Genomic DNA, 25,816 nt, shown 5'->3' on the forward strand with positions numbered 1-25,816 from the left:
GCGGAAGGGCACTTCTGCGTGGTGGAAGGCGCCTGTCCTCACCTTCGCCCAGCGAAAACCGGGTGCGCCGGCGGGGCGGGGCGGGGACCCTGGCCTGCATGAGCCTTCACATCGCGCCCGTCACCGCCGACGACGCCGCCTCGGTCACCGCCTGGGTCCGGGTCATGAACCAGGTGAACGACCACGAGACGCCGCACTTCCCACGGAGGACCGAGCGGGCCGGGCAGCTGATGCAGAGGCATCGGCTCCCGGCCCGCATCGTGCGGGACCACCTCGCCTGGCTGGACGGCGAGCCGGTGGCGCGGCTGGAGACGTCCGCGATGACCGAGCAGAACCAGCGCAGCCTCGCCTTCACGATCGAGGTCGTGCCTGCCTTCCGCCGGCGGGGCATCGGGCGCGCGCTGTTCGAGCGCATGCTGGAGTATGCCCGCGAGCACGGGCACACGAAGCTGATCACCGGCACCAGCCTGTCCCTGCCGGACCTGCCCGCGCCCGACGAGGCCGGCCCGGCGTTCGCGACCGCACTCGGTTTCAGCAACACGCTGCCCGAGGTGCAGCGCCGGCTGGACGTCGCCGGGGTGGACGAGAACGTGCTGGCCGGGATGCTGTCGGCGGCGCGCGCCAAGGCGGCCGGCTATCGGGTGGTGCGGTGGCGGGACGCGGCCCCGGCCGAGCACGTCGAGCGGGTGGCCTACCTCGACTCGCGGCTGATGGCCGACGCGCCGATGGGTGACCTGTCCCTGGAGCCGGAGAAGCCGGACGTGGCCCGCCACCGCCGGATCGAGCAGGTGCTGGCGGCCCGCGAGCGGCGGACCTTCCACACCGGGGCGGTGCACGAGGATTCGGGCGAGCTGGTGGCCTGGACCTTCATCTCGGCCGGCGACGAGGCGCCCTGGCACGCCTTCCAGCAGATCACCATCGTGGACCCGAAGCATCGCGGCCACCGCCTGGGCGCCCTGGTCAAGGTCGAGAACCTGCGCTTCTTCTGCGAGGCCGAGCCGCAGGTCGCGCACATCGACACGTTCAACGCGGCGGAGAACAGCTACATGATCTCCATCAACGAGCAGATGGGCTTCCGGCCCGTGGCCGCGTTCCAGAACTGGCAGCGCGACCTGGAGCCCTCGGCCGAACCGGCAGCCTAAAAGGGTCTATTAGCCTAAAACGGACTGGTCGTTCGCCCGGCACCCGGCCGGGTACATGATCGTTGATCAGGGACATGAGGCCTCGTTTGCTCGTGTCCCTGATCGCAGCCCTCAGCATGGTCCCGGTGGCGCTCTTCGTGACCACTCCCTCCGACGCGGCCCCGCCCGCAGGCGGCACCCTCGTCTCGAAGGTCTTCGCCACCCGCGAGGGGCTGGTCGGCTGGAAGACCGCGAACGGCCACACCGTCGCCAAGCGGGACTGGTTCGCGGCGCTGCCGTCGTGGCGCGGGCTGTCCGAGCGCGGCGAGGGCGACAAGAGCGTCCGGGTCTGCCACGAGGGCAACGACCGCTGCGTGTTCCTGCCGGTGTGGGACGTCGGCCCGTGGAACACCAAGGACGACTACTGGGCCGACGACCGGCACATGTGGGAGGAGCTGCCCCGCGGCAAGCCCCAGGCGCAGGCGGCGTACCAGGACGACCACAACGACGGCGAGGACGAGTTCGGCCGCCAGGTGCGCAACCCGGCCGGCATCGACATCGCCGACGGCGCCTTCTGGGACGGGCTCGACCTCGACGACAACGACTGGGTCGAGGTCACCTACCTGTGGACCGGCAAGGGCGACCGCGGGGTCGTCGACACCGACGGCGAGTGGCTGCGGGTGCGCTCCGCGCCCCGGGTCAAGTCCTCGCTGCGCGGCGGCGCGGGCGAGCACGCCCAGCTGCCGATCCGGTGCCAGGTCAAGGGCGACAAGGTCAAGGGGACGGTACGCACGACCGACCTGTGGAACCGGGTCGGCGATGGCATCTACGTGTCCCACGCGTACGTCCGCCTGATCGACGGCGCCAAGCCCCGCAAGTGCTGATCAGCCGGCCGGCCAGAGCGTGTCGAGCAGGGTCAGGCCGCGGGTCGTCAGGGGTTTGAAGATCTTCAGGCGGGACGCGCCGACCAGGTACTCCAGGTACGGCACGGCCAGCTCGACCACCTTGCGGGTGCGGCGCTGGCCCGGCGTGCCGTCGTGCACCCAGTACACGACCAGCCCGAGCTGGGCCAGCCAGAGCAGCTGCGGCAGCCGGGCGCGCAGCTGCGGATCCATCTTCACCTCGGTGGTGTCGACCAGGCGCTGGAAGATGCTGGTCGCCAGCGCGCGGGCCTCGGCCGACTCGTCGCTGAACGGGCTCACCGGCGAGCCGGGCACCGCCGCGATGCCGATGAACCTCCCGGCGAAGGCGTGGTGCGGCGACCACACCGCGATGCCCTCGCGCAGGATCGCGGCCAGCCGGTCGCCGAACGACGCCCCGGAGGCCAGCACCGGCTCGACCCGCGCCAGGTGCTCGCGCTGCAGGTCCAGGTAGAACTCGGAGACCAGCGCCTCCTTGGCGGGGAAGTAGTAGTAGGCGTTGCCCACGGAGACCCCGGCGTCGGCGGCGATGGCGCGCATCGTGGTCTTCTCGTACCCGACCTCGCCGAACAGGCGGACGGCGCTGGCCACGATGGCCTGGCGGGTCTGCTCGCCCCGGGACGTGTCCGCGGCCCGTCCCCGGGCCGTCGTGGTGACGGCGGGGGGCGGGCCGTTGTCGGTGTGACTCACGCTGCCCACGCTAGCGGCGGCTCACGCGGCGGGCGTCAGGCGGCGCGGGGTCGCCTCGGCCTGCTGGGTGACGGGCTGCTGGGGCAGGGCGGCGACCGGGTACGCCCGCGCCGGGCCGGTGGCGGCGCCCTGCATCTGCCGGCGCAGCCGGCCGAGCAGCAGCACCGTGCACAGATGCACGACGACCAGGGCCAGCATGATGATGCCGATCTTGGTGGCGAGCGTCTCGACCGCGTCGACGGGGCCGGTCACCTCGCCGTAGGTCTTCATGGCGATCGCCATGTAGCCGAGGTTGAGCAGGTAGAAGCCGACCACGAGGAACCTCGTGACGGCGGCGGCGAGCTCCCCGGTGGGCAGCACGTCGCGCAGGAACGCCTGCCCGTGGCGGTGCAGGGTGTGGCCGACCCACAGGGTCAGCCCGAGGGTGACGGCCGCGTAGGCCAGGTACACGGCCAGCTTCGGGTCCATGTCCACTCCACTTGAACGTGTTCAACTTGCTGTCGTCTCATGCTGACACAAGACTTGAACACGTTCAACTGTGGCTCCGCTCACCCCGTCGGGCATGATGAGAGGCATGACTGCTACCGCCACGGACCTCTTCACCACCCATGAGGAGCTGCTGAACAGCGCGCTGCGGGCGATCACCGAGCGCGGCTACTGGTCGGCGTACCCGGAGTCGCCCAGCCCGAAGGTGTACGGCGAGACCGCCGCCGCCGACGGCAAGGCCGCCTTCACCGCCCTGCTCGGCAGGGACTTCCCGCTCGACCAGCCCGCCGACGAGTGGGTCGCCCCGGAGCGCTCGCCGTTCGGCACGCCGCTCGACGTGCGATACCCCCGCACCGGCCCGGACGCCCTGATCGCCGCGGCGAAGGCCGCGCTGCCCTCGTGGCGCGACGCCGGGCCGCGGGTGCGCGCCGGGGTGTGCCTGGAGATCCTCGCCCGGCTGCACAAGCGGGTGTTCGAGCTGGCCAACGCGGTGCACGCGACCACCGGCCAGGCGTTCGTGATGGCCTTCCAGGCCGGCGGCCCGCACGCGCTCGACCGCGCGCTGGAGGCGGTGGCGTACGGCTACGCCGAGCAGACCCGGCAGGTCGGCTCCGTGGTGTGGACCAAGAAGGCGGACACGCTGGCCAAGACGTACCACGTCGTGCCGCGCGGCATCGGCCTGGTCATCGGCTGCAACACCTTCCCGACCTGGAACTCGTGGCCGGGCCTGTTCGCCTCGCTGATCACCGGCAACCCGGTGCTGGTCAAGCCGCACCCGCGCGCGGTGCTGCCGCTCGCCATCACCGTGCAGGTCGCCCGCGAGGTGCTCGCCGAGGCCGGGCTCGACCCGAACACGGTGCAGCTCGCCGTCGACACCCGCGAGGCGCCGGTCGCCGCCGACCTGGCGCTGCGGCCCGAGATCCGCATCATCGACTTCACCGGCTCCACCGGCTTCGGCGACTGGCTGGAGGCCAACGCCCGGCAGGCGCAGGTCTACACCGAGAAGGCCGGGGTGAACACGGTCGTCGTCGACTCGACCGACGACTTCGCCGGCATGTGCCGCAACCTGGGCTTCTCGCTCACCCTCTACAGCGGCCAGATGTGCACCACCCCGCAGAACCTGCTCATCCCCGCCGGCGGCATCGAGACCGAGGCCGGGCACAAGAGCTTCGACGAGGTCGTGGCCGGGGTCGCCGACGCGGTCCGGGCGATCACCGCCGACCCGGCCAAGGCGGTCGAGTTCACCGGCGCGATCGTCAACGACGACGTGCTCGACCGGATCGACGCCGCCCGCAAGCTGGGCGACGTGGTGCTCGACTCGACCGAGCTGGCCCACCCGGCGTACGCCGACGCGGTGGTGCGTACCCCGATGATCGTCAAGGTGACCGACGGCTACGGCAGCGAGTGCTTCGGCCCGGTGACCTTCGCCGTCCCCACCGACTCGACCGCGCGCAGCATCGAGATCTTCCGGGAGACGGTGGGCGCTAAGGGCGCCATCACCGCCGCGGTCTACAGCACCGACGAGGCCGTGCTCGACGCGGTGGAGCAGGCGGCGATGGAGGTGGGCGTGCACCTGTCGGCCAACCTCACCGGCGGCATCTTCGTCAACCAGTCGGCGGCCTTCTCCGACTTCCACGCCTCCGGCGCCAACCCGGCGGCCAACGCGGCCCTGACCGACGGCGCGTTCGTGGCGAACCGCTTCCGCATCGTCCAGTCCCGCCGCCCCGCCTGACCCGAAAGGAAGGGCACCTTCTTAACGCTGTGCGTATAGGAAGGTGCCCTTCTCAACGCCTGGGCTCAGCTCTCAACGCCTGGGTCTCAGCCAAGGCGGGATCGCTGCCGCGACGGTCATGCCGGGCGGCCGGCGTCGTCCCGAGGCGGGCCGGCTCAGGGCAGGGCCGACTTGAGCTGCTCGGCGACCGCCGCGCACTGCTCGCGGCCGTGGTCGAAGCCGTAGCGCGCCGGGTAGCGCAGCAGCACGCTCATCGACCACCGGTCGCTCACCGCCAGGCACGCCAGGTGCCAGAGCTTGTCCTCGCTGCGCAGCAGCCACCCGTTCTTGATGGCGATCGTCGCCTTCACCTCGGACGGGAACACGGCCCGCGGCCCGAAGTCACCCACCCCGCGCACCAGGCGCATCTGCTCCAGCAGCCAGTCGGTCCAGTGCGGTCCGGCCGCCCGGCCGTCGGCCAGGCAGGCGCCCAGGCGCGCCACGTCCCGGGCGGAGACCACGGTGTTCGACCAGTAACCGTCGATCTTGTACGGCGCGGACTCGGTGAGCCCGCAGATGTCCACCATGCGCTCGATGCCCGCGCGGCCGCCGTTGCGCTCGTAGAACTCGTACGCCGCCTTGTTGTCCGAGTCGCGGATCATGATGATCAGCCGGTTCAGGCTGCGCTGGTCCGGGTAGTCGGTGCGGCGCAGGAAGTCCGCGGCCAGCCATACCTTGATCAGTGACATGGTGTCGCTCGGGGCGTCCAGGTTGGCCGAGCCGGCGATCTCCCCGGTGCGCCGGTCCAGCAGCGCCCAGCTGGCGAAGCCGTCGACGTCCAGCGTCACCGGCGGCAGCCGCAGCTGCACCGGGGTGGCCGACACCGCCGCGGCCGGATCCTCGCGGGTGCTCCGGCCGCCCGGCCCGGGTGCGGTGGCCGGCGCGGCACCGGTGCCCGAGTGCAGCACCCACTGCATCGCCGCTCCGGTGATCAGCAGGCAGACGGCGCACAGAGTGGTCGCCATCAGGGGGATGACGGTGCCCGGCAGACGGTGGGTGAGGGGGCGGCGGCGGTTGTCCACGTTTCACGTAACCCCGGTATGCCCCAACCGGTCACGCGCAAGAGGGTACGCATGGTCAGATTGCCGACTGTCGAACTGTAATGGAAGCGCTACAGGTCCGTTTTGGGGCTGTGCGAGGGCACCGGTGCTCGTGTAGCGTGCGAGGACGGCTGACAACACCAGCCGGGGGTGGGCCGGCAAGGCCACCCAGCTTTACAGAAGTGAGGAAGTGCACCGTGGCACAGGGCACCGTCAAGTGGTTCAACAGCGAGAAGGGCTACGGCTTCATCGCGGTCGACGGAGGGCAGGACGTGTTCGTCCACTTCTCCGCGATCGAGATGGACGGCTACAAGGCGCTCGACGACGGTCAGCGCGTTGAGTTCGAGATCGCCCAGGGCCAGAAGGGCCCCCAGGCTGAGAAGGTCCGGGTCATCGCCTGACCGCTTGGCCATCAAAGCTTGAGCAATGCGAAAAGGGCCCTGATCCCACCGGATCGGGGCCCTTCGAGCTGCCGGGCCCCGCGAGCTGCCGGGGCGGCGGCGGGACCCGGCGGCGTGCCAGACTGAGCGGCCCCTGATCCGCGTTGGAGCCTCGATGTCCGAACCCGCACCCGGCCCCGCCGACCCCACGCCCGATCCCTCGGGCACCGTCCGCCCGCCGGCTCCGGACCAGGGCTTCCTGCCGCCCGACGAGGCGTACCGGCAGGCCGCGCCGGCGTTCACCGCGGCGGACGACCCGCTGGTCAACCCCGCCGAGCAGCGGATCAGCGGCTGGGCGCACCGGATCGGCATGGTGCTGCGCCGCAGCTGGCGGCCACTCGCGACGATCTTCCTGCTCACCCACGCGCTGCCCGCGATCGCCTTCGGCGCGCTGACCCTGGGCGGCTCGATCGGCCTCGACGCGCTGGACCTGCGGCGGCTCGTCACCTACGGCGACCAGCGCCGGGTGATCGGGGTGCTGATCGCGACCGTGCTCGCCTACCTGGTGGTGGTGCTGCCGGCGCAGATGCTGGGGTACGCCGCCGCGACCCACCACGCGACCCGGCAGGCCGCGGGCCTGACCGTCTCCATCGGGCAGTCGCTGCGCTTCGGGCTGCGCCGCTTCCTCGGCCTCGCCGCCTACCAGGTGGTCGCCTACGTGCTCGTCGGCGTGGCGGTGCTGGCCGTGGCGATGTGCTGCGTCGGCGGCGCCGAGTACCTCGGGCTCGTGCCCACCGGCCTGGTCTACGCGTACCTGGCGATGGCGACGGCGCTGGTCGGCCCGGCGTATCTGTTCGGTCGCGGCAACCCGGTCGGGTCGTCGTTCCGGCTGTTGCACGCCGCGTTCTGGCCGACCGCCGCGCGGCTGTTCCTGCTCGGGCTGGCCATCCTCGCCTCGGCGTTCGTCGAAACCATGATCTCCGGGATCGGCGAGTGGCTGTCGGGCTCCCTGGGCGTGGTGCCCGCCGCGCCGCTGGCCTTCACCGCGGCCGCCCTCGCCGCGCTGGTCGAGGTGCCGCTCACCATGCTGCTGTTCAGCGGCATCCTCATCACGTACGCCGAGCGCCTCGCCGCCGAACGCGGCGTGGACACGAACGACCTGGTCGCCTGGCTGTGCTGAGCCTCGGGGCCGCCTCGTGGGACGACGATGCGCTGTTGACCGTCCCGTCCCGCGCCGCGGGGTGCCCGCCGCCGCCCGGCCGCAGGGACCGCGGCGGATGCGATCACCTCTCGGTGAACGGGGTGCCGAAAGGTTGTGATCATCCCGTGTTCGCTTGCACTCGGGTGGCGAGAGTGCTAAACAGGTGATTGGCACTCTCCTCGCGTGAGTGCCAACACGAGACCAGAAGTCGGAGTGGCGGGGCTGCCGAATGGTGGCAGCCGGTCGTCGCGGGCCAGCCGTCCGACCTCGGAATTGTCCAGGAGGACAACGCCGTTATGGCCAAGATTATTGCGTTCGACGAGGAGGCGCGCCGCGGCCTCGAGCGGGGCATGAACGTCCTCGCTGACGCCGTAAAGGTGACGCTCGGCCCCAAGGGTCGCAACGTCGTGCTCGAGAAGAAGTGGGGCGCCCCCACCATCACCAACGATGGTGTGAGCATCGCCAAGGAGATCGAGCTCGAGGACCCGTACGAGAAGATCGGCGCTGAGCTGGTCAAGGAGGTCGCCAAGAAGACCGACGACGTCGCCGGTGACGGCACGACGACGGCGACCGTCCTGGCCCAGGCCCTGGTCCGTGAGGGCCTGCGCAACGTCGCGGCCGGTGCGAACCCGATGGCCCTGAAGCGCGGCATCGAGGCCGCCGTCGCGTCCGTGGCGGAGGAGCTGTCGAAGCTCGCCAAGGACGTCGAGACGAAGGAGCAGATCGCCTCCACCGCCTCGATCTCCGCGGCTGACCCGACCGTCGGCGAGATCATCGCCGAGGCGATGGACAAGGTCGGCAAGGAAGGCGTCATCACCGTCGAGGAGAGCAACACCTTCGGTCTGGAGCTCGAGCTCACCGAGGGTATGCGCTTCGACAAGGGCTTCAACTCGGCGTACTTCATCACCGACCCCGAGCGCATGGAGGCGGTCCTGGAGGACCCCTACCTGCTGATCGTGAACGGCAAGATCGCCAACGTCAAGGACATGCTGCCGATCCTCGAGAAGGTCATGCAGAGCGGCAAGCCGCTGCTGATCATCGCCGAGGACGTCGAGGGCGAGGCGCTGGCCACCCTGATCGTCAACAAGATCCGTGGCACCTTCAAGTCCGTCGCCGTCAAGGCGCCGGGCTTCGGCGACCGCCGCAAGGCCATGCTGCAGGACATCGCGATCCTGACCGGTGGCCAGGTCGTGTCCGAGGAGGTCGGCCTCAAGCTCGACAGCGTCGGCCTCGACATGCTGGGCCGCGCCCGCAAGGTCGTGGTGACCAAGGACGAGACCACGATCGTCGACGGCGCCGGTGACGCCGACCAGATCAACGGCCGGGTGAACCAGATCCGCGCCGAGATCGAGAAGTCGGACTCCGACTACGACCGCGAGAAGCTGCAGGAGCGCCTGGCCAAGCTGGCCGGCGGTGTCGCGGTGATCAAGGTCGGCGCGGCCACCGAGGTCGAGCTCAAGGAGCGCAAGCACCGCATCGAGGACGCCGTTCGCAACGCGAAGGCGGCCGTCGAGGAGGGCATCGTCGCCGGTGGTGGCGTGGCTCTGGTGCAGGCCGGCAAGACCGCGTTCGAGAAGCTGGACCTCTCGGGCGACGAGGCCACCGGTGCCAACATCGTGAAGGTCGCGCTCGACGCGCCGCTGCGGCAGATCGCCGTCAACGCGGGCCTCGAGGGTGGCGTCGTGGTGGAGAAGGTGCGCAACCTGGAGGCCGGCTGGGGCCTCAACGCCGCCACGGGCGAGTACGTCGACCTGCTCAAGGCCGGCATCCTCGACCCCGCCAAGGTGACCCGCTCGGCGCTGCAGAACGCGGCCTCGATCGCGGCCCTGTTCCTCACCACCGAGGCTGTGGTGGCGGACAAGCCGGAGAAGGCGGCCGCTGCGCCCGCCGGCCCCGGCGGCGGCGAGATGGACTTCTGATCCCCTCAGGATCGGAAGCCGTACCGCTGATGCACTCAGCGTGATCGACGGGAAAGGCCCCCGAGCTCCGCTCGGGGGCCTTTCCCGTCCCGCGCCCCGCCCCGCTCTCCTGCCGCAACTCTTAAAGACTCGCGGCCTTCGGGCCCCGTTTTGGCGCGAGTCTTTAGGAGTTGCGCCGTGGGTGGGGCGGGCGGGGCGGGGTCACATGGATTCGAGTTCGCGGCCCTTGGTTTCGCGGACCTCGCGCCAGACGAAGAAGAAGGCGAGCAGGGCGAACAGGGCGTAGAGGCCGTAGGCGAAGCTCAGGCCGATGTCGGACAGCGCCGGGAAGGTGGTGCTGATCAGCCAGTTCGCGATCCACTGCGCGGCGGCCGCGACGGCCAGCGCGGTGGCGCGGATCCGGTTGTTGAACATCTCGCCGAGCAGCACCCAGACCACCGGGCCCCAGCTCATGCCGAAGGCGACGACGTACAGGTTGGCGGCGACCAGGGCGACCTTGCCGACGTCGGGGCTGAGCGTGGTCAGCGTCTCGCCGGCCGCGTTGACGGTCGTCGCGGCGGTGGAGAAGCACCAGGCCATCGTGCCCAGCGTGAGCACCATGCCGGCGGCGCCGACGAGCAGCAGCGGCTTGCGGCCGACCTTGTCGACCAGCGCGATGGCGATGAGCGTGGTGACGATGTTGGTGATACTGGTGATGACCGTGATGAGCAGCGAGTCCGACTCGCTGAAGCCTACCGACGCCCACAGCGCGGACGAGTAGTAGAAGATCACGTTGATGCCGACGAACTGCTGGAACACCGAGAGCAGGATGCCCACCCAGACGATCGACTGGAGCCCGAACCGGGGCCCCTTGAGCACGTTCAGGTGGACCTTCTCGGTGGTGCCGGCCACGGTGCGCTTGATGTCGATGATGCGCTTCTCGACGTCGCCGCCGATGAGCCGCTTGATCACGTTGCGGGCCTCGGCGAGCCGGCCCCGGCGCACCAGGTAGCGCGGCGACTCGGGGATCTGCAGGGCCAGCACCGCGTAGATCACGGCGGGGATCGCGGCCGACGCGAACATCCAGCGCCAGGCCGCGCCGCCCCACGGCATCGGCTCCATCGCGCCGCCCGCCGCGTCGGCCAGCAGGTAGTCGACCAGCAGGGCGACGAAGATGCCGCTGACGATGGCGAGCTGCTGCAGCGAGCCGAGCCGCCCGCGGATGTGGGCGGGTGAGACCTCGGCGATGTACGCCGGCGCGATGACGCTCGCCGCGCCGACGCCGAAGCCGCCGATGACCCGCCAGAACGTCAGGTCTACCGCGCCGAACGCGAGACCGGACCCGATCGAGCTGACGAGGAAGAGGGCGGCCGCGATCAGCATGACCCGGACCCGGCCCAGCCGGTCGGCCAGCGGCCCGGCGAACCACGCGCCGACGGCGCAGCCCAGCAGGGCCGACGACACCACGAGGCCGAGGGCCACCGGGTTCAGGCCGAAGGTGTCGCGCAGGGCGTCCACGGTGCCGTTGATGACGGCGGTGTCGTACCCGAAGAGGAAGCCGCCCACCGCGGCCGCGGCGGCGACCAGGATCGCCGCGCCCTTGGTCTCGTGCGGTTCCGCGATGGGGCTCGCTGGGGTTGCCACACCCTCATCGTGCCCAGAAAATCCCGAACTTAGTCTTAAATGAGAAAAAAGCGCATCTTATAGTGCTTTGTGGAAGAGGAAGAAGACCCGCTCGACGATCGCCCCGGCGGCTCCGGAGTAGAACGGCACCGGGCCGACCCAGCCGATCTGGGCCCGGGTGATGCCCCGCTCGGCCTGGTCGCGCAGGCACCGTCGCAGCAGGATCCCGCCGATGCCCAGGCCCGCCGCGGCGGGCAGCGTGCCCATCGGCCCGAACCAGCTCGGCCGGCACCCGCCCCAGGCCGCGAACGCGACCGGCTGCCCCTCGCGCAGCGCCACGTGGCAGCCGCCCGCCCCGCCGACCGCCCGCTCCACCTCGGCGGCCCAGGCCGGACCCCACTCGGCGAGGATCATCGGGCGCAGCTCCGGCAGGTCGTCGGCGGTCGCCGCGCGCACCACCACGTGCGAGCGGGCCAGCCGCTCCTGCGCGGTACGCGTCTCGCGCAGCGCCGGGGACCCCTCGACCAGCTCCGCGGTCATGTTCCAGGCGGTCCGGTCGTGGGCGTACCCGAGCGCGCCCAGCGCGCACAGGGCCGGGGTGTAGCGGACGTCGACGCCGGGCCAGGCGTGCGTGGGCGGGTTGCCGGCGACCCGCACCGCGCTCAGCCCGCGCGAGCGCAGCAGGTCCTCCACGGCGCCGAGCAGCTGCCGGGCGATGCCCTGCCGCCGGAAGGCCGGGTCCACGGCGAGCAGGTCCAGGTGGCCCACCGCCGGGTCCTTGCGCCCGGTGCTGGCCAGCGCCACCCCGACCACCTCGGCGTCGGGGGCGTCGCCGTCGGTCGCGACGAAACCCGCCGAACCGCTCAGCAGGGCGACCAGCTCCGCCGACTCCACCGCGTCCTCCTCCAGCAGGGAGCGGGTGAGCAGGTCCGTCACGGCGGCGCGGTGGTGCGACTCGTACGGGGTGATCATGAGGGCCGAGCCTACCCGGCGGCGGCCACGACCGCCTCCGCCGCGTTGACGATGCCCGCCCCCGCCTGGGCCGCCTCGTCGTCGCAGGGCGCGGGGGCGTTCGCGATCAGCGCGGGCTGCGTCGACTCGCGCAGCAGCTGCTGGGTGCGGGCCAGGTCGCCGACCAGCTCCGGGTGCGCCGACCACAGCAGCGCGATCACGCCGCTGACGTGCGGAGTCGCCATCGACGTGCCGCTCAGGCGGGCGTACGTCCCGCCCGGCATCGCCGACAGCACCGCCGCGCCCGGAGCCGACAGGTCCGGTTTGCCGCCGGCCGGGCCGCGGCTGGAGAAGCCGGTGACGGTGCGGTTCTCGTCCACCGCCGCGATGGTGATCGAGGCCGGATCGGTGGCCGGTGGCGTGTCCAGCGAGCCGCAGGCCGGGCCGGTGTTGCCGGCCGCCGCGACGAACGCGATCCCGGCCGCGGCCAGCGCCGAGGTGGCGGGCCGCAGCACGGTGGAGTCGCAGCCCTCCAGCGGCGGGCAGCCCCACGAGTTGTTCAGCACGTGCGGCGCGCGGGCCGGGCGGCCGTCGGTGAACGGGTTCCCGCCGTGCGCGTACGGCGCCAGCATGAACTGCATGCAGTCCAGGTAGAGCGACGGGCTGCTCATGTTGCGTTCCAGGTTGACGCAGCCGATCCACTGCGCGTCCGGGGCGACGCCGACCCGCTCGCGGCCGACCGCGGTCGCGGTGGTGTGCGTGCCGTGTCCGTTGTGGTCGTTCGGCGTGCGGCTGTCCGACCAGGGGTCCAGCCACGAGTCGTCGCCGCCGCGGAAGTTCGCCGCCAGCGCCGGGTGCGTGCCGTCCACCCCCGAGTCCGACGAGCCGACCACGATGCCCTTGCCGGTGACGCCGCGCAGCCACAGGTCGGGTGCGCCGACCATGCGCAGGTTCCACTGCGGCACGGTGGGCGCCTGCTGCTCGTCGCCGTGCTCGACCGGCACCTCCGCGGGCAGCGGGCGCAGCCGCTGGTCGGTCAGCACCCGGTCGACGTCGGAGCGGGCCTCCAGCCATATCCGGGTCTCCGGGCCGCCGTTCACCAGGATCGCGTTGACCAGGTAGTACGGCTGGTAGTCCAGTCCCCAGCGGTCCAGCTCGGTGCGCAGCGGGGCCTGGGTGCGGTCGGCGTGCTCGACCAGCCGCCGGTAGACCGCGTTCACCCGCTCGTCGCGCCCCGGCCCGAGCCCGGTGGTGGTGGGCAGCCCGGTCAGCGGCGCCTGCTCCTTCAGCACCACGAACAGCTGGTCGCCGAAGAACCCGGGCTGCCCGGTGGACAGGTAGTAGGCACCCGCACCGAGTGCGACCGCGGTCGCCAGCCCGGCCGCGAGCGTCCGCCCGCCGGTACGCGGCACCACGTGCAGCGGCTGCTGCGGCTGCACCGGGACGCCGGGTCCGGTCCAGCCGACCGGGGCCCCGGCCCGGTGCGCCGCGGACGACGGGTGCTCGGTGCGCAGCAGGCCCACGCCGTACGCGGCGCCCACGACCAGCGCCACCAGCCAGGCGATCAGTGCCGCTAGCAGCGCGTAGAACGGCACGTCGCGGCCGATGAGGGCGAGGTTCATCTCGTCGGGGTCGACGAAGCCGACCGGCCCGAAGGCGGCCAGGGCCACCAGCGTCAGCGTGGTCCAGCCGCGCGGCGATGCCGGGGCCAGCGCGGCGACCGCGAAGCCCAGCGGCGGCAGCACCAGCAGCAGCAGGATCTGCACGCCGGACGCGCCGGTGCCGCCCGCGACCAGGGCCAGCGCCGCCCCGGCGACCAGGCCGCCCGCCAGCACCAGCGTCGGCCTGCCGCGTCCGGTGAAGTGACGCCACAGCGGGGCGAGGATCGTCATCGCGAGCGCACCCGCGGCCGCCGCGGCGAGCAGCGCCGCGAGCGACTCGGTCAGCCCGCCCAGCGCCCCCGACCACAGGAACGGCGCCAGCACCAGCACGCCCCCGAGCACCGCCCAGCCCAGCGCCCCGGGCACGGTCGGCCCGAAGGCCCCGGCGCCGTCCGTGCGCCGGTACAGCACGTACGCGGCGGCGCCCGCGAGCACGGCGTAGGCCAGCAGGTAGAGCTCGTTGGCCGAGGCCGGGATCAGGCGCAGCGCGCTGCCCGCGCCGAGCACGAGGGCGCCCAGGCCGAAGGCGGTGCCTACGGCGCGTACCCCCGGATGGCGCGGCATGCGGGCCAGCAGCCAGGCCGGGATGCCCACCAGCGCGAGGGCGAGCAGGCCGATCAGCGGCCAGACCAGGCCGGGCAGGTCGAGGCCGAGCTGCCCCAGCACCTGCCCGGTCAGCACCACGCCGAACTGGGAGACGACCGCGACGGCGACCGCCCAGACGCCGACGAGGACGGCGGCGACGATCAGCCCGGCCGATGCGCGCGGCGGCCCGGCATCGGCCGGCGTCGTCGCCGCACCGGAGGTTTCCAGGGGCGGAATATGGGACGGAACACCCTGCCGGTCAGCGTCTGGGAGCACAGCCGCACGGTACCTTGATGGGATGCGAGACCGCAGCGTGTCACGCTTCGCCGCGGGCGCTCTCTCTCCCGAGCGCCGCGCCGCCGACCTGCGCCGGCTCCGCGAAGAAGAGTTCGATGTGCTGGTCGTCGGGGGTGGAGTGACCGGCGCGGGAGCCGCGCTGGACGCCGCCTCCCGCGGCCTGCGCGTGGCGCTGATCGAGGCGAGCGACCTCGCCGCGGGCACGTCCTCGCGCTCCTCCAAGCTGATCCACGGCGGCCTGCGCTACCTGGAGCAGCTCGAGTTCCCGCTGGTGCACGAGGCGTTGCGGGAGCGCGGCCTGCTGGCCACCCGGCTCGCGCCGCACCTGGTGCGCCCGGTGCCGTTCCTGGTGCCGCTGCCCGCCGAGACGCCCGGCCTCGCCGGGGTCGCCAAGCGCGCCTGGCACCGCGTCTACTACGGCGCGGGCGTCGCCCTCTACGACGCGTTCGCGGGCCTGGTCGGCGGGGGGCGCGGCATGCCGCTGCACCGGCACCTCACCCAGCAGGGCGCCCGGCGGCTGTTCCCGTCGCTGCGCGAGGAGGGGCTGACCGGCGCGATCCGCTACTACGACGGGCAGGTCGACGACGCCCGGTTCGTGGTGACGGTGGCCCGCACCGCGGCCAGCCTCGGCGCGGCCGTGGTGACCGGGGTGAAGGCCGTCGGCCTGCTGCGGCAGGCGCGCCAGGTGACCGGGGTACGCGTCAGCGACGGCACCGACGAGTTCGACGTGCGCGCGAAGACCGTGATCGCGGCGACCGGCGTGTGGAGCGACGACGTGTCGTCGTGGCTGCCCGACGCGCGGGTCGGCTTCCGGGTGCGCGCCTCCAAGGGCGTGCACCTCGTGGTGCCGCGCTCGGCGATCACCGGCGAGGTCGGGCTGATCCTGCGGACCGCGTCCAGCGTCCTGTTCGTCATCCCGTGGGGCGGGCACTGGATCATCGGCACCACCGACACCGACTGGGAGCTGGACCGGGCCCACCCGGCCGCGTCCGCCAAGGACATCGACTACCTGCTGTCCCATGTGAACGAGGTGCTCGACCGGCCGCTGACCCGTGCGGACATCGAGGGTGTGTACGCCGGGCTGCGCCCGCTGCTGCGCGGCGAGTCCGACTCCACCTCGGCCCTGTCCCGCGAGCACGCCGTGGTCGAGCCGCTGCTCGGCCTGCTGCTGGTGGCCGGCGGCAAGTTCACCACGTACCGGGTGATGGCCCAGGACGTGGTGGACAAGGCCGTCCGGCGGCTCGGCGACGTGCGGCACAGCGGCACCGCCGAGCTGCCCCTGCTCGGCGCCGACGGGTTCGACGCGATGTGGCGCGACCGCGCCGACCTGGCCCGCCGGCACGAGCTGAGCGCCGGTGCGGTGGAGCACCTGCTGGAGCGCTACGGCACGCTGACCACCGAGCTGCTGGCGCTGATCGACGCCGACCGCACCCTGGCCGAGCCGCTGCCCGGCGCCCCCGAGCACCTGTCCGCCGAGGTGGTGTACGCGGCCCGCCACGAGGGCGCGCGGCACGTGGTGGATGTGCTGGCCCGGCGGACCCGGATCTCCATCGAGACCGTGCACCGCGGCGTGCAGACCGCCCGCCGCACCGCCGAGCTGATGGCCCCCGCCCTCGGCTGGGACGCCGCCACCGTCGACGCCGAGACTGCGGCGTACCTGGCCCGCGTCGACGCCGAGCGCGAGTCCCAGCGCATGCCCGACGACGCCGCCGCCGACGCCGCCCGCCTCACCGCCGTCTGACCCGCCCCGCGGCCCTGCGGGCCGCCCCGCCTCCTGCCGCAACTCTTGAAGAGTCGGGGCCACGGCACGATGCTGAGGCCGCGACTCTTTACGAGTTGCGACACGAGGGAGCGGGCGTGGGATGGGTCAGTGGAGGACCTTGCCGGGGTTCAGGAGGCCGGTGGGGTCGAGGGCGGACTTGATCGCGCGCTGGACGTCGACGCCTACCTCGCCGAGCTCGGTGGCGAGCCAGTCGCGCTTGAGCAGGCCGACGCCGTGCTCGCCGGTGCAGGTGCCGCCCAGGGCCAGGCCACGTTCCATGATCTCGTCGAAGACGCGCTGGCCCGCGGCGACGCTGGCCGGATCCGCCCGGTCCACCACGATGTTCGGGTGCAGGTTGCCGTCGCCAGCGTGGCCGACCACGCCGACCGGCACGTCGTGCTTGGCCGCGATCTCGACGATGTCGTCGAGCAGCTCCGCGAGCCGGGTGCGGGGCACCGCGATGTCGTCGATGATCAGGCCGCCGTGCTCGTACAGCGACAGGGCCAGGTGCTCCATCGCCGGGTGTGCCAGGCGGCGGGCCTGCAGCAGCTCGGCCGCCTCGGTCGCGTCGGTGGCCTGCCACACCTCGCCCGCGCCGGCCTGGCGCGCCAGCTCGGCGATCGCCTCCAGGTCGGCCGCGGCGCGGGTGCCGGTGTCGGCCGCGGCCAGCAGCAGCGCCGCCGCGCTGGTGTCCAGGCCCATCGGCCGGTACGCCTCCAGCGCCTCCAGGTGCACCCGGTCGAGCAGCTCCAGCAGGCTCGGCGCCAGCCCCGCCGCGAAGATCCGGTTCACCGCGTCGCCGGCCGCGGCCGTGGTCGGGAAGACCGCGACCATGGTCAGCGCCTCCTCGGCGGCCGGGCGCAGCGCCACGGTGATCTCGGTGATGATCCCGAGGGTGCCTTCCGAGCCGACGAACAGCCTGGTCAGGTCGTATCCGGCGACGCCCTTGGGGGTGCGGCGGCCGGTGCGCAGCACGCGCCCGTCGGCCAGCACGACCTCCAGGCCGAGCACGTACTCGGTGGTGACGCCGTACTTCACGCAGCACATGCCGCCCGCGTTGGTCGCCACGTTGCCGCCGATGGTGCTCGACTCCCACGAGCCCGGGTCCGGCGGGTAGCGCAGGCCCTCGGCCCGCGCCGCGCGGGCCAGCACCGCGTTGACCACGCCCGGCTGCACGGTCGCGATCCGGTTGGCGGGGTCGATGTCCACGATCCGGTTCATCGCCAGCATCGAGACCACCAGGCAGCCGTCGACCGCGTTGGCGCCGCCGGCCAGGCCGGTCCGCGCGCCCTGCGGCACGATCGGCACCCCGTGCCGGGCGGCGATGGTGACCGCGGCCACGACCTGCGCGGTCTCCTCGGGGCGTACGACGGCCAGTGGCATGCCGGAGGCGCACAGGTCGGCCTCGTCACGCCGGTAGGAGGTCAGCAGGTCGGGATCGGTGATCACCCGGTCCGGGCCGAGCGCGGCCGTCAGCTCGTCGAGGAAGGTCACCTCCGCACGCTAGCGTGGACACGTGATCTATGTCGACAGCCCGGTCTGGCCCGCGCACGGCCGGCTGTGGGCACACCTGGTCAGCGACGTGTCACTGGCGGAGCTGCACGTCTTCGCCGAGCTGCTCGGCGCCCCGCGCCGCGGCTTCGACCGCGACCACTTCGACATCCCCAGCGAGCGCGTACCCGTGGCGATCTGGCTCGGCGCCCAGCCCACCACCTCCCGCCACATAGCCCGCCTGCTCCGCGCCGCCGGCCTGCGCCGCCCCAAACACCTCACCGCTCCCCGCCCCGCCCTCCCCACCTTCCTCGGTTGATCATGATCAACCGGGTGGGGTGAGGGAGGAGAGTTCGCGGGTCAGGTTGGCGCGGGCGGGGGACTCCAGGTGGGGGGTGTGGTGGTAGAGGGTGGGCAGGTCGAGCAGGGAGCGCAGGACGGTGCTGCGGCCGATGCGCCACAGGTCGTCGGGGACGTGGGCGTACTCGGCGCGTACGGCGGCGACGTAGTGGACGTAGTCCGGCCAGGGGGCGGCGAGGATGGCCAGGTCGGCGTCGGCGAGCAGGGCACCGGCGCGGTCGCCCGCGGCCACCGCGTGCCCGGCGGTGAGGCGCACCAGGCGCTGGACCTCCGCGACGGTCGCGGCCGGGATCTCGCACTCGGCCAGCAGCTCGCCGATGAGCACGGCGCTGCGCTCCTCGTTGTCGGCGGCCGTCGGGTCGTAGACCGCGTCGTGGCCCCACGCGGCGAGCGCGACCACCGGCTCGGCCTCGACGCGGTCCAGGCAGAACGCCAGATGGTCGACGGTGTGGTAGTGGCGCTGCGGCTCGGACCAGCGGTGGAGCAGCTCCGTGCCGACGTCGGCCAGCACCCGGTCGGGCGCGGCCGCACCGGCGGCGCGGGCGGTGGTGACGAACCGGTCGGCGGTCAGCATCTTCAAATCTTGGCGCATCCGCCCGGCCGGGACCGTGCGGTACGCCACAGTGGGCTCTATGGACGCCGCCGAGCTGCGCCGACGTACCGGCGTGACGCTGCGCGACCGGGTGCGGCGGGTGCGCGCGAGCACGATCCTGGCCGTGCAGGCGGCGGTCGCGGCCGGGCTCGCCTGGTACGTGTCGCACGACGTGCTCGGCCACATCCAGCCGTTCTTCGCGCCGATCGCCGCGGTGGTGACGCTGGCGATCTCGGTCGGGCAGCGGATGCGCCGGGCGTTCGAGATCGTGGCCGGCAACGCGGTCGGCATCCTGCTCGGGGAGCTGCTGATCCTGGTCATCGGCCGGGGCGCGTGGCAGGTGTCGCTGGTGGTGCTGCTCGCGATCACGCTGGCGATCTTCATCGGCGGGTCGGCGTCGCTGGTGAGCCAGGCCGCCTCGTCGGGCATCCTGGTCGCCACGCTCCTGCCGCTGAGCGAGGACTACTACTTCAGCCGGTTCGTCGACGCGGTGGTCGGCGGCGGCATCGCGCTGGTGGTGATGGCCCTGCTGCTGCCGCTGAACCCGCTGACCGAGGTGCAGCGCGCGGTCCGGCCGCTGATGGACGCGCTCACCGACGGGCTGAACGACGCCGCCGACGCGCTGGCGCACGGCGACGCGACGGCGGCGCAGGACGCGCTGGACCGCATGCGCGAGGCCGAGTCGCACCTGCGGGCCTTCGGGGAGTCGCTGAAGGCGGGCAAGGAGCTGGCCACGGTCGCGCCGCTGCACTGGGGCAAGCACGGCCTGCTGGCCGCGTACATCGACGCGGCCGACCACCTGGCGCGGGCGCTGCGCAACAGCCGGGTGCTGGTCCGCCGCATCGTGTCGATGATCCGCGACGGCGAGCCGGTGCCCGCGTCGCTGGTCGACGCGGTGCACGCGCTGGCCGACGCGGTGTCGTCGCTGGACCGCGAGCTGGCCGAGGCGGCCGATCCGGCACGCAGCCGCGACGCCTCCGTGCGGGCGCTGCGCAGCGCCCGCGACGCCCACGAGTCGGGTCTCGGCTTCTCGGGCGAGGTGGTCTTCGCTCAGGTCAGGTCCACTGCCACTGATCTGTTCCGAGCGGCCGGGCTGTCCCGGGAGGACGCCGAGCGGCAGGTGAGACGGTCCGTCGGCAGGACCGACCGACCCGGCATGGGCCGATCGGCCGGTTGAGCGGTGATCGGCGCGGTGCGTATCGTGCGCTGCTGATCCACTTCTCACCACCACCCTCGGGGGAACAATGAAGCTGCGCACCGCCCTTGCGGCGGGTGCCTCGGTGCTGCTCGGCGGCGGGTTCTCGGCCGTGCTGGCCGGCCCGGCCCAGGCGGCCGACGGGCCCGACCTCGCGCTGAAGATCGCATCGAGCAAGATCGCCGTCGACGCGCCGATGAAGGCGTTCCGCCTCGACGCCGCGAACGTCGGCACCGCGGACGCCGCGAACGTCGCCCTGAAGCTCGACTTCAGCGGCCTCGACACCACCCGCGTCGACTTCGTGCCGGAGCTGTTCATCGGCTGCGAGGTCTCGGGCAAGGTCGTGACCTGCGTCGACGGCCCCGTGTTCGTGGCCGGCGAGTCGCTGTCGCTGCCCGTCCTGCTGGAGAACACCGGTGGCAAGGTCGGCGCGGCCGGCTCGTTCACCGCGACGTTCAGCACCAGCAGCGGCGACGTCAACCCGGCGAACAACACCGCGACCGTGGCCGTCGAGGTCGTGGACAGCGGCGCCGACCTGCAGTCGTTCGCGTTCGACCTGAGCGCCGGCTACGACGACGACAACCGCCTCGTCCCGCTGAGCCCCGGCGACTCCACCGAGCTCATGTGGTGGGTCACCAACGAGGGCGGCCGCTTCGTCAAGGGCGTCGACTTCACCATCACGCTGCCGCCGTACGTGAGCTTCGACGACCCGTACGGCATCTGCGAGGTGGAGGAGCAGGCGACCGAGGTCCTCACCTGCTCCGACCCGGACGCGATCATCCCGCCCGGCGGCATGTACTTCCCGGAGCTGCCGCAGACGGTCACCGTCAACCAGTTCTACTTCGACGGCCCGGCGGCGCTGCCCGGCGGCCTGGTCAGCGCCAAGGCCCGCACCCTGGTGGAGGACGTGCCGGACTGGGCGCAGGCGCGGCCCGCGACCGGGTTCGACGTCGTCGGCAAGGTCACCGACCAGGAGCGCGAGCTGCTGCTGGAGAAGGTCCTCAAGAAGTCCATGGCGGACGCGGAAGAGGCCGTCGAGATCGACGAGGGCGACAACGACGCGGCCTTCGCGGCGCACATCGGCGCCCCGGTCTCGGTCGACCAGGCCATCACCGTGACCCCGGCGACCGGCCCGGTGGGCAGCGTCGTGCAGATCACGGTCAAGGTCTCCAACATCGGCGAGGCGAGCACCGGCCCGATGTTCTACATCAAGGCGCCGTCCGGCACCTCGTTCGTCGCGCCCGAGCAGGCGCCCGAGGTCGGCAGCTGCATCGACCGCTCCGGTGAGGGCCCGCCGTGGACCTACACCGGCGAGACCGAGCTGGCCTGCGGCTGGGAGTCGGAGCTGCAGCCCGGCCGGACGCTCAAGCGGGACCTGCTGGTGCGCATCGACGACGCCGCCGTCGGCAACGACGGCCTGGCCGAGGTGATCACCTCGGTCGGCAAGGACCGCAACCCGGAGAACGACACGGCCAAGGTCGTCATCAAGGTCGGCACCGCCGCGCCCAGCCCGAGCACCAGCCCCAGCCCCAGCACGGACCCCGGTGCGGGCCTGCCGGTGACGGGCGCCAACGTCGGCCTGGTGGCCGGCGTCGGCGGCGCGGTCGTGCTCGCCGGTGCGGTGCTGCTGCTCCTGGCGCGCCGTCGCCGCGTGACGATCACGGACGACACCGCGCACTGACCCCGCACCTGAAGCCGTTTCGGCCGGTGACCCGTTGACGGGTCACCGGCCGAACCGTTTCCTCAGACGATCGTGCGCAGCGCGGTGAGGAAGGCGGTGATGTCGGCGTCGGTGGTGCCGAGGCCGATGCTCGCGCGCAGGGCGGTGGCCGGGGCGCCGTCCCAGCCGGCCCGCACCGAGGCCTCGCTGAGCAGGCGGCGGGCCAGCGGGTGGGCACAGAACAGGCCGTCGCGCAGGCCGATGTTGTGCTCGCGGCCCAGGCGCTGGGCGAGCTCGGCCGAGTCGCGGCCGCGCACGGCGAACGACACCACGCCGATCCGGGCCGCGTCGGGACCGAAGGTGCGCAGCTCGGCGACGTCGGGCAGCTCGGCCAGGCCGGTGCGCAGCTTCGCCAGCAGCCGCTGCTCCTCCTCGTGCAGCGCGTAGCGGTCGGCGGCCTCCAGCGTCGCGCACACCGCCGCCAGCGCCACCGCGCCGAGCAGGTTGGGCGTGCCGGCCTCGTGCCGGGCCGGACCGGTGGTCCACCGCACGTCGTGGGTCGCGTCGCCGACGCCGCTGGTGGCGCCGCCGCCGGCCAGGTACGGCTGGGCCGCGTCGAGCCAGTCGCCCCGGCCCACCAGCACGCCCGCGCCGAACGGGGCGTAGAGCTTGTGCCCGGACAGCGCCACGTAGTCGACGTCCAGCGCGGACAGGTCGACCGGCACGTGCGGGGCGAGCTGCGCGGCGTCCAGCGCGATCCGGGCCCGGAAACGGTGCGCGATCAGCGCCAGCTGCGCGATCGGCCACAGCTCGCCGGTGACGTTGGAGGCGCCGGTGACCGCGACCAGGATCTCCCGCTCGGTGTCGTCGCGGCGCAGCTCGGTCAGCGCGGCGGCCAGGTAGCGCACGGCGGCGTCGGGGGAGTCGGGCACCGGCAGGCGGACCGCGTTCGCCCAGGGCAGCAGGTTGGCGTGGTGCTCGCCGGCGAAGGTGAGCACGGTGGTGCCCGCGGGCAGCGCGTGCGCCAGCAGGTTGAGCGCGTCGGTGGTGTTCCGGGTGAAGATCACGTGGTCGGCCGGGCGGGCGCCGACGAAGTCGCCGACGGTCTGCCGGGCGCGCTCGTACTCCAGCGTGCAGCGCTGCGACAGCGCGCCCGCGCCCCGGTGCACCGAGCCGTACCAGGGCAGCAGCTCGGTGACGGCGTCGGCGGCGGCCTTGAGGCAGGGCGCGGTCGCGGCGTAGTCGAGGTTGACGTGGCCGGGCACGCCGAGGACGGTCAGATCCGCGCCGGCGACGTGCACCGGGGTGACGGGGGCCGCCTCGACGGCGCTGCAGGGACGCTGGGCTACTGCGGTCATGGGAGCACACCTCCGGGGTCAGGGGACCCCTGGGCGTCGCTCACGGGTCCGCGCTTGCCCAGCACGACAACGGGCTGGGCCCGGTCATCACCCGGGGCACCCCACCGCGAACTACGAGGGTTGCCGGTCAGCAAGCCGGGGCTTTGCTCTCCATGAGACGACATGTCTCCCTGCTGACGCAGGCGAATGTGAGAGCGGCTGACACTCGTGACCTTCCGCCGAGCATAGCGGAGGTAGGCTGCGGCCATGTCCGACCTCCCGACTCCTGGGACCCCGCAGCCGGCGTACCAGCAGCATCCCTACCTGGCACCGCCGCCGGCGCTGGAGCCGGTGCTGCGGCCGCGCGGCGTCCGGCGCTGGCTGCCGCTGGCCGTGGCGATCCTCGTGGTCGGCGGCTCGGCCCTGGGCATGCTCGGCTATCTGGGGTGGAACCTCGGGCCGCAGGCGTTCGCGATCGGCCTGGTCGCCGCGATCCTGCCGGTGCCGGTGCTGATCGCGGTCTTCCTCTGGCTCGACCGGTACGAGCCGGAGCCGCCGAAGCTGCTGGTGGGCTGCTTCCTGTGGGGCGCCTTCCCGGCCACCGGCCTGGCGCTGCTGGTGAACTCGTTCGCCTCGGGCCGGTTCGGGCTGGTCGAGCTGCCCGACGCGGTCGTCGCGACGGTGGTCGCGCCGTTCATCGAGGAGATCGGCAAGGCGCTCGGGCCGCTGCTCATCCTGTGGTTCCGCCGCCGGGAGATCTCCGGCATCACCGACGGCATCGTCTACTGCGGCCTGTCCGGCGTCGGCTTCGCGATGGTGGAGAACATCCTCTACCTGGGCGGGCACGGCTACTACGCGGGCAACGAGCAGTGGGGCCCGTACTCGGGCGCGCAGCTGGTCTTCGGCATGTTCCTGGGCCGGATCCTGATCTCGGGCTTCGCCCACCCGCTGTTCACCTCGATGACCGGCGTCGGCATCGGCATCGCCGCCCGCTCGGCCAACGGGTGGGTGCGCTGGTGCGCGCCGCTGGGCGGGCTGTTCCTGGCGATGATCCTGCACGGGTCGTGGAACCTGATGGCCACCCTCTCCGCGGAGATCAGCCCCTTCTTCTTCCTGTACGGCTACATCGCGGTCATGGTGCCGGTGTTCCTGGCGACCATCGGCATCGCGCTGTGGGTGCGCGCCCGCGAGGGCCGGCTGTCGCTGAAGGTGCTCCCGGCGTACGCCGCCGCCGGCTGGCTCACCCCGCCCGAGGTGGCCGCGCTGGGCACGCTGTCACGGCGGCACGCGGCCCGGGTCTGGGCCAAGCGGGTCGCGGGCGACGCCGGGAGCAAGGCCATGCGCGACTTCCAGTACGCCGCGACCCGGCTGGCCCTGGTGCGCGACGGCATGAACCGCGGCCTCGACGAGCTCCCCGACCAGCAGGCGCGCAGCGCCCGGGAGGAGCGGGGCCTGCTGGACGCGATCACCGCCGCGCGGGCGGTGTTCACCGGCCGGGACCCGCAGACGCCGCGGGCGTTCTTCGACGGCGCGACGTACCGGATGGCGTTCCCGGACGGGGTGACCCGGGTGGTGCCGGCGCCCGCCGAGCCGGTGGTGCCGGTCCCGATCGTGCTGCCGCCGCCCGTGGCGCCCGCGTACCCGGCCTACCCCGGCTACCCGGCCGCCCAGCCGTACCCGTACCCCCCGCAGCACTGATGAGCGAAGCTCCGGGCCCGCTGTCGCGACAGCGGGCCCGGAGCTTCGTCGTCGGGATCAGGAGGCGGGGACCGGCGGGGCCTTCACGATCACGGAGTCGGGCTCGGGTTGCGGGCGGCCGGCCAGCGTGCGGATCGCGGTGTTGAACACCGCGATCAGCGGCACGGCGATCAGCGCGCCGACGATGCCCGCGAGCACCACGCCCGCCGCGATGCCGACGATCACGGCCAGCGGGTGGATCGCCACCGCCCGGCCCATGATCAGCGGCTGGAGCAGGTGACCCTCGATCTGCTGCACGGCGATGACCGCGGCCAGTACGCCCAGCGCGGTGAGCGGGCCGTTGGTGACCAGCGCGACCAGCACCGCGACCGCGCCGGACAGGGTGGCACCGACGATCGGGATGAACGCGCCGAGGAACACCAGCGCGGCCAGCGGCAGCGCGAACGGCACCTTCAACGCCACCAGCGCGATGCCGATGCCGACCGCGTCGATGAACGCGACCAGCACGGTGGCCCGCACGTACGCGCCCAGCGAGCCCCACGCCGCGACGCCCGCCCGGTCCAGCGGCTCGCGTGCCTGACCCGGCACCAGGCGCAGCAGGAAGCGCCAGATGACGCGGCCGTCCCGCAGGAAGAAGAACAGCGCGAAGATCACCAGGAACAGCCCGCTGAGCACCTCGAACACCGTCGTGGCGGTGGTGATCGCGCCGGTCGTCAGGGTGTCCTTGTTCGTGGTGATGGTCTGGGTGACCGAGTTGAGCGCGCTGTCCATCTGGCGGTCGGTCAGGTGCAGCGGGCCGTTCTTGAGCCAGGTCTGGATCTGCTGGATGCCCTCGGCGGCGTTCTTGGTCAGGTCGGGCAGGCCGTTCACGAACTGGTTGATCACCATCGTGAGCGTGCCCGCGACCGCGCCCAGACCCGTCACCACCACGATCGCGGTGGCCAGCGAGCGGTGCACGTGGATGTGGGCCAGCCAGCGCACCGCCGGCGCCAGCAGTGCGGTCAGCAGCATCGCGATCAGCAGCGGCACGATGACGATGCTGATCTTGCCAAGGAACTGCAGCAGGTAGATGAGGGCGAAGCCCAGCACGATGATGC

Annotated in this window: 21 protein-coding genes and 1 riboswitch; of the genes, 11 read left to right on the plus strand and 10 right to left on the minus strand. The window is 72.7% G+C overall.

Annotated features, from left to right (window positions below; genetic code table 11):
- Positions 1-98 precede the first annotated feature (98 nt).
- Together AB0J67_RS17130 and AB0J67_RS17135 are read left to right on the plus strand one after the other, a co-directional pair.
- On the plus strand, positions 99-1,142 hold the full coding sequence (locus tag AB0J67_RS17130; protein WP_363482990.1) for a GNAT family N-acetyltransferase: 1,044 nt from the start codon (positions 99-101) through the stop codon (positions 1,140-1,142).
- A gap of 125 nt (positions 1,143-1,267) precedes the next feature.
- Positions 1,268-2,005, plus strand: coding sequence for a hypothetical protein (locus AB0J67_RS17135; protein ID WP_363482993.1), 738 nt, complete (start codon positions 1,268-1,270; stop codon positions 2,003-2,005).
- Here AB0J67_RS17135 and AB0J67_RS17140 read toward each other — a convergent pair whose 3' ends face one another.
- Positions 2,006-2,731, minus strand: coding sequence for a TetR family transcriptional regulator (locus tag AB0J67_RS17140; RefSeq protein WP_363482996.1), 726 nt, complete (start codon positions 2,729-2,731; stop codon positions 2,006-2,008).
- 21 nt (positions 2,732-2,752) lie between these two features.
- Positions 2,753-3,199, minus strand: a complete 447-nt coding sequence (locus tag AB0J67_RS17145) for a hypothetical protein (protein ID WP_363482999.1) — start codon at positions 3,197-3,199, stop codon at positions 2,753-2,755.
- A 94-nt stretch (positions 3,200-3,293) separates the two neighbouring features.
- Between AB0J67_RS17145 and paaN the strand changes: the two genes are divergently transcribed.
- Positions 3,294-4,949, plus strand: coding sequence for a phenylacetic acid degradation protein PaaN (gene paaN, locus AB0J67_RS17150; protein ID WP_363483001.1), 1,656 nt, complete (start codon positions 3,294-3,296; stop codon positions 4,947-4,949).
- A gap of 155 nt (positions 4,950-5,104) precedes the next feature.
- Here the strand turns inward: paaN and AB0J67_RS17155 are convergent, their stop codons facing one another.
- On the minus strand, positions 5,105-5,953 hold the full coding sequence (locus AB0J67_RS17155; protein ID WP_363483004.1) for a hypothetical protein: 849 nt from the start codon (positions 5,951-5,953) through the stop codon (positions 5,105-5,107).
- Between the two features lie 272 nt (positions 5,954-6,225).
- Here AB0J67_RS17155 and AB0J67_RS17160 point away from each other — a divergent pair, with 272 nt between their 5' ends.
- The 3 genes from AB0J67_RS17160 to groL all read left to right on the plus strand — a co-directional run bounded on the left by AB0J67_RS17160 (position 6,226) and on the right by groL (position 9,528).
- Entirely contained in the window at positions 6,226-6,429 is a 204-nt protein-coding gene (locus tag AB0J67_RS17160) for a cold-shock protein (RefSeq protein WP_033342363.1), read from the plus strand.
- A 154-nt stretch (positions 6,430-6,583) separates the two neighbouring features.
- Positions 6,584-7,588, plus strand: a complete 1,005-nt coding sequence (locus AB0J67_RS17165; protein WP_363483007.1) for a hypothetical protein — start codon at positions 6,584-6,586, stop codon at positions 7,586-7,588.
- A 317-nt stretch (positions 7,589-7,905) separates the two neighbouring features.
- Entirely contained in the window at positions 7,906-9,528 is a 1,623-nt protein-coding gene (gene groL, locus AB0J67_RS17170) for a chaperonin GroEL (protein ID WP_363483046.1), read from the plus strand.
- A 201-nt stretch (positions 9,529-9,729) separates the two neighbouring features.
- On the opposite strand, the gene AB0J67_RS17175 is transcribed toward groL, so the two are convergent.
- The 3 genes from AB0J67_RS17175 to AB0J67_RS17185 are packed head-to-tail and all read right to left on the minus strand — an operon-like array spanning position 9,730 to position 14,489.
- Positions 9,730-11,151 carry a sugar porter family MFS transporter gene (locus tag AB0J67_RS17175; protein WP_363483010.1) on the minus strand — a complete coding sequence of 474 codons (1,422 nt, stop codon included), beginning with the start codon at positions 11,149-11,151 and terminating at the stop codon, positions 9,730-9,732.
- A gap of 57 nt (positions 11,152-11,208) precedes the next feature.
- Positions 11,209-12,102 (minus strand): GNAT family N-acetyltransferase, encoded by an 894-nt coding sequence (locus AB0J67_RS17180; RefSeq protein WP_363483013.1) that lies wholly within the window; start codon positions 12,100-12,102, stop codon positions 11,209-11,211.
- An 11-nt stretch (positions 12,103-12,113) separates the two neighbouring features.
- Positions 12,114-14,489, minus strand: coding sequence for a S8 family serine peptidase (locus tag AB0J67_RS17185; RefSeq protein ID WP_363483049.1), 2,376 nt, complete (start codon positions 14,487-14,489; stop codon positions 12,114-12,116).
- Between the two features lie 136 nt (positions 14,490-14,625).
- Between AB0J67_RS17185 and AB0J67_RS17190 the strand changes: the two genes are divergently transcribed.
- Positions 14,626-16,365 (plus strand): glycerol-3-phosphate dehydrogenase/oxidase, encoded by a 1,740-nt coding sequence (locus AB0J67_RS17190; protein WP_363483016.1) that lies wholly within the window; start codon positions 14,626-14,628, stop codon positions 16,363-16,365.
- Between the two features lie 126 nt (positions 16,366-16,491).
- On the opposite strand, the gene AB0J67_RS17195 is transcribed toward AB0J67_RS17190, so the two are convergent.
- Positions 16,492-17,880, minus strand: coding sequence for an FAD-linked oxidase C-terminal domain-containing protein (locus AB0J67_RS17195; RefSeq protein ID WP_363483019.1), 1,389 nt, complete (start codon positions 17,878-17,880; stop codon positions 16,492-16,494).
- A 22-nt stretch (positions 17,881-17,902) separates the two neighbouring features.
- On the opposite strand from AB0J67_RS17195, the gene AB0J67_RS17200 reads away from it, so the two are divergent.
- Positions 17,903-18,196, plus strand: a complete 294-nt coding sequence (locus AB0J67_RS17200; protein ID WP_363483022.1) for a DUF4031 domain-containing protein — start codon at positions 17,903-17,905, stop codon at positions 18,194-18,196.
- A 6-nt stretch (positions 18,197-18,202) separates the two neighbouring features.
- Here AB0J67_RS17200 and AB0J67_RS17205 read toward each other — a convergent pair whose 3' ends face one another.
- Positions 18,203-18,859, minus strand: a complete 657-nt coding sequence (locus tag AB0J67_RS17205; RefSeq protein WP_363483025.1) for a metal-dependent phosphohydrolase — start codon at positions 18,857-18,859, stop codon at positions 18,203-18,205.
- Positions 18,860-18,869: 10 nt separating this feature from the next.
- Between AB0J67_RS17205 and AB0J67_RS17210 the strand changes: the two genes are divergently transcribed.
- Positions 18,870-20,006, plus strand: coding sequence for an FUSC family protein (locus AB0J67_RS17210; protein ID WP_363483028.1), 1,137 nt, complete (start codon positions 18,870-18,872; stop codon positions 20,004-20,006).
- A 67-nt stretch (positions 20,007-20,073) separates the two neighbouring features.
- Positions 20,074-21,705, plus strand: coding sequence for a hypothetical protein (locus tag AB0J67_RS17215; RefSeq protein ID WP_363483031.1), 1,632 nt, complete (start codon positions 20,074-20,076; stop codon positions 21,703-21,705).
- A gap of 62 nt (positions 21,706-21,767) precedes the next feature.
- Here AB0J67_RS17215 and AB0J67_RS17220 read toward each other — a convergent pair whose 3' ends face one another.
- Entirely contained in the window at positions 21,768-23,042 is a 1,275-nt protein-coding gene (locus AB0J67_RS17220; RefSeq protein WP_363483034.1) for an aminotransferase class V-fold PLP-dependent enzyme, read from the minus strand.
- Between the two features lie 45 nt (positions 23,043-23,087).
- Positions 23,088-23,202, minus strand: a riboswitch (SAM riboswitch).
- Between the two features lie 86 nt (positions 23,203-23,288).
- Here AB0J67_RS17220 and AB0J67_RS17225 point away from each other — a divergent pair.
- Positions 23,289-24,719 (plus strand): PrsW family intramembrane metalloprotease, encoded by a 1,431-nt coding sequence (locus tag AB0J67_RS17225; protein ID WP_363483037.1) that lies wholly within the window; start codon positions 23,289-23,291, stop codon positions 24,717-24,719.
- A gap of 57 nt (positions 24,720-24,776) precedes the next feature.
- Here the strand turns inward: AB0J67_RS17225 and AB0J67_RS17230 are convergent.
- Positions 24,777-25,816: AI-2E family transporter (locus AB0J67_RS17230; RefSeq protein ID WP_363483040.1), on the minus strand; the 1,040-nt coding region annotated here is incomplete at its 5' end.

It is taken from the genome of Catellatospora sp. NPDC049609 (genome assembly GCF_040675365.1).
Lineage (GTDB): Bacteria > Actinomycetota > Actinomycetes > Mycobacteriales > Micromonosporaceae > Catellatospora.